2 protein-coding genes are annotated in these 4774 nt (G+C 47.1%); both read right to left on the bottom strand.

Going from position 1 to position 4774, the window contains the following annotated elements; genetic code table 11:
* On the bottom strand, window positions 1-3146 hold a 3146-nt coding region (locus ACFIL8_RS07610; RefSeq protein WP_375689323.1), incomplete at its 3' end, for a filamentous hemagglutinin N-terminal domain-containing protein.
* 90 nt (window positions 3147-3236) lie between these two features.
* On the bottom strand, window positions 3237-4774 hold a 1538-nt coding region (locus ACFIL8_RS07605), incomplete at its 5' end, for a ShlB/FhaC/HecB family hemolysin secretion/activation protein (RefSeq protein WP_375689321.1).

Below are 4774 nucleotides of genomic sequence, written 5' to 3'. Positions count from 1 at the left end.
CCACGGATGATGAGATTGTCTTCAGCAATGACATCGGCAAACTTATTGATAAAATCCCCATCTAAGGAGAAAATGGCAGATTTCTTGGCATAAATCAGCCCACTATTACTCAGATCAGCGCTCACATTGAGCGCAACCCCATCACCACTTGAACCAATACTGCCGGCATTGTCCAAAACATCTGCGGTTAAGACAAAAGCACCACCACTTTTGAGAACACCGTCTTCACCATTTAAAACCAGAGCAACTTGCCCCAATGACGGATCATGGCTTTCTGCCACAAGCGTAAAACTGTTACTGGCTAAAAGCTGACCGGAATTGGCTAAAGACCCAAGCTTCGCATCAACAACACCGCCCACCATAATACCGGAATTGCTTAAAACATCATGACTGTTGAGAGTAAGTACCCCGCCTTGCGCTTCCACAAGCCCAGCTTGGGTGAGTGTGCCTGCCTTCAGCGTTACATCATAGGCGCCAACCTCACTTGTCTCGCCCATTGTCAATATGCCATCACTGGAAAGCTCTATCCGCTTTTTAGAGACAATGCGCCCCGTTTGGCTGAGATTTGTTTGCGCATGCAAAGCAATGGTATCATTGCTTTCTATTGTGCCACTATTGCTTAAATCACCGTGGCTGGTCAGTTGAAGGTCACCACGCTCAATCTCTATGTGCCCTGCTTGGATCACACTATCAGCAACAATATTGACTGCCCCTTGCGTAGAAATAAGACCATCAACATTCTCAAAACTGCCCACATCAATGCGCAAACCATCCCGCGCTAAAACATGCGCACCTTCATCATGTGTAGCGTTTTGTTGCTCTGAATTTGTCGTTTCAGCGCTTTTATTGACAAAAGACGTTGCAACAATCTTCATCTCACCGGCTAAAGCACTGAGAAGACCAGCCTCATTATTTATATGACCAGCACGTGTCTCTTTCAGCCCACCAATGCTGAGAGCCTCTTCTGCAATCATTCTGCCCTGTGTGTTGGTTAAATCACCATCACTGAATACGTCCATAGATTTTTTGGCGTAAATCAGCCCACTATTGCTGACATTCCCTGCCACATTGAGGGCAACATTCTCACCACTAGAGCCAAGCACACCGGCATTGTCTAATTGCCCTGCGGTCACAACAAAAACGCCACCACTTTGAAGGACACCTTCGGATGTATTCTTCAGAAAGGCTTGTTGCGGATCGGCGCCTTCTTGTGTGCTTACCATCAAATGCAAATCATCGGTTGCAATAAACGTCCCTTGATTGGTAAATGCACCAATATGAGCATCGACACTCTCACCGCGCATTGTGCCGCTATTGATAACCCCATCACGCACTTGAAGGGTTAATGCTCCTTCTTGAGCTTCCACAATCCCTGCTTGGGTTAAAGCATCAGCACTTAAAACCACATCATAACTTAAAATCGTGCTCTCTTGAGAGGTTGTGAGCATGCCCCCCGCTGTCAAGGCAACCTGCTGCATGCTGACAATATCACCCGTGTGATTGAGGGCACCATGGGCATCCAGCGTTATCTTCCCATTAGACCAGACAGTGCCTTCTTGGATCAGGGCACCGTGATGCGCATAAAGGTCAATTTTTTGCTCTGCCACTAAGCGCGCGCGTGATGTAAGCTCTGCTGCTTCCACCAAAAGAGAGCCGCCGGCGCTATAATGTCCAGCGCCTACAGTGAGCGCATCATCGGCGCTCAAGACAATATTCCCCTTGGCACCAATATGGTTGTTTAAAGCGCTGATTTGATTGGTTTTAATGGTCAGATCGCCAAGGGAAGAAACCCCTGTTTGATCATTGTCTTGCATGCGGCTCAGATCAATTGTTGCTGCTTGGATCTCTAAGAGATCACCGGCGGCTATCCGCCCATTCCCCGCCTCAAGCTTTGCTGCCTGTAAATGCAAAGAACCCGTCGCTGACTGTTGACCATCACTCCCAATACCGCTTGCTAGAAGAGCATGAGACTGGAGCTTGATCAGATCGGCGTGCACATCAACAGTACCGCTCGCTGCAACGCGAGCTTGCTCAGCCAGTTCAACATGTTTCAAAGCCTTCAGCTCAACCGCTTCTTCTGAAAAAAGCAGATCTTTCACGTGCACACTATCGTGGTGGGAGTGAGCCTTCACCGCTCCTTTGGCGCGTGCTTTGGCAATCACCAGCTTGCCATCACTTGTCAATCTCATGGCGCCTGCATTGGCAACCATGTCTCCGCGCATCTTAACGCCCGCACCTTTATCATTGGCAATCACGCGGATCTGCCCCGCATACATTCCACCAAACTCACTGGAATCAATCGCCAATTCCGGCTCTTTGCCATCAGAACCAAGAGAAGTTGCTTCGCGTTTGTCATAATCAAAATGATTGTGACCAGCAATAACAGCCAAATCCCCTTTGACCTGTATAGGACCTCCGATACTGATCTTGCGCGAAACAAGATCAAAAATATCTAATGCACTCCCATCAGCCCCACGAGAACCTATGGTGATATCTCCACCCTCAACACGCAATCCACTCAAAGCGCCATCGGCTCCAATAATCGGTTGTCCAGTCGATAAAGTCACCCGTGGTGTATTAATAAAGCCACAACCGTTACAGGTAATCCCATTGGGATTGGCGATAATAACATCCGCCATATGCCCATGTACTTCGCTCACGCCTTCAAGACGCGAGCGATTGGCACTCACCACTTCATTGAGGATAACCTTTGCTGCACCGCTATAACGCAAATTGCCGTTGCCTGGCACCAATCCACCAAGCTGTGAACGCGAAACCTCCTCAGTCGAATTGTTCAAAATTACGCCATGGGTATCAACATTGAAACTGTCATATTTGTTATGAGAAAGACCCTGTCCATTGGGGCGAACAATATCAATCAGCGGCACATCATTGCCGGCTTTCCCCACCGTGGGGCGGAAAACAGAGCCAACCCCATCAGCTGCTTTAATCCCTTGGCTCTCTTGTGCAACAGGACTTCGCGCTCCAAGCGCTTGTGCTTGCAACAACAAAGGCTGAAAAGCTAAGCAAAAGCTTAAAACCAGTGAAAGCCCCTTATGGATCCCTCGCTGCAAAACACAAAGAACGCGCTGCCATAGCTTGTATCCATATCCCAATCTATGCTTTTGATCTTTCAATCCCCGCATCTTCAGCTCCTCATAAAATTCTTTATCTCTTAAAAAAACAACCCATATGGGTATAAACAGCGCAGCGATATTTTTTACCGCCCCTTTGCTCTAAAATCTCAATAATGCCCGCACTTGAAATAACCCTGTCGCATTTCCCTTTTCTCGCACTGTCGATTGGGTTAAAATATTCGAATAAGATACATCAATATCCGTAATGTCTCCGGTTGCATGGAAACCAAGAGTTGCCCCAACGAGGCTCCCGCCAAAACTGTTTTTGTTTACATTATTGGCCACGGCCCCCAGATCAAGCGCCATATAAGGGGCAAATTGGCTCATAAATTTACGCCCCATTCTCGAAGAAAAACCTGGCAACAACAGCGACAATTCATTGCGCCAAAACGCCCCATTATTGCCGTAATAAATCGCCTCACGCACCCCACGCACAGAGGAACTACCACCAAGCGATATTTGCTCTGAACTAAACAACGTGTCGGGTGATAATTGTCCTGAAAACAGCGTGTTATAGCGAAAGTTATATTGTTTGAGCGAAAAAGGACGCACGTAGCCTAGGGAAAAAGACAATTTGGAAAATTGCCCTTTGGGTGAATTTTTTGTTGCATTCTCTTGCTCTTTATCGTCATAAGCGCCAAGAATTGCCAACCCTTTATGAAACCCTATATGCGCGCTTAATTCTCCTCCAAGCCACTTGCGCGAGTGATCAAGCTCAAAGGTTGCAATAGCTAGTTTACGGCTGGAAACATCAACCCGACTGCCCATAATAAAATTATCAGAATATTTCCATGTCAACCGTCCTGTAAGCCAGGTCTTTCCCTCTTGATCACGGTCGATAACCCGTGAAATCCACGGTGTCAGCGATAAAGACTTGCCCGCAGTCATAATATCGGAAAATATTCCCTTAACACTCGAATGATATTGGCTCCACGTCCCATCAAAACCTGTTGTCCAAGTGCCATAGGGTAGAGAAAAGGATCCCGTTAGAGTATCACTATTGGGGCGCTTGTGAGAAAAATGATACGGACTACCATCCATAGAACGCTGATAGCTCAACGACCATTGATCATTGATCCCCAACAGATCATCAAAAGAAAGGCTCAAGCGCGTTTGATAAAGCCCTGTTGCTTTAGCGCCAAGATTATCGCTGGAAAGCGTAATAAGCCAAGGTTTCTGTTTTTCAATATGAACATCGAGTATCGAACCACCCGAATTGCTCCCCGCACCAAGATTAATGGTGGCTTGGCGTGAGAAAAGCCGATTGATTTGATCAAGCCCTTGCTCTATCTGGCGCAGATTGGTCGGCTTCCCAATAAGATTTGGAAAAGCCGTGGTGATTTCTCCTTGAAGTCTCCTCTCAACTTTATGCCCATCCAGAGTGATATCTTCCATCACACCCTCAACAACAACAATCTTGAGATGACCGCCGCTTAAATCTTGCTCAGGCAAATAAGCCCGCACCGCAATATAGCCGCGCTTCATATAAAGCTTGGTCACCGCTTTGAGCACTTTGTTGATTTCGGCAATCCCCAAACACCGTCCTTCCCAAAGAGAAATGGCTTCATGAAGGTCGGTATGAGAAATCAACTGAGCACCAACAAATTCAATGCTTTTGATCAGCAAACAGGTTGTAC

Source organism: Bartonella sp. AP57NXGY (genome assembly GCF_042195805.1).
GTDB lineage: Bacteria > Pseudomonadota > Alphaproteobacteria > Rhizobiales > Rhizobiaceae > Bartonella.
Note: the sequence above shows the minus strand (reverse complement) of the source record. Positions and strands in the feature narration are given on the sequence as shown.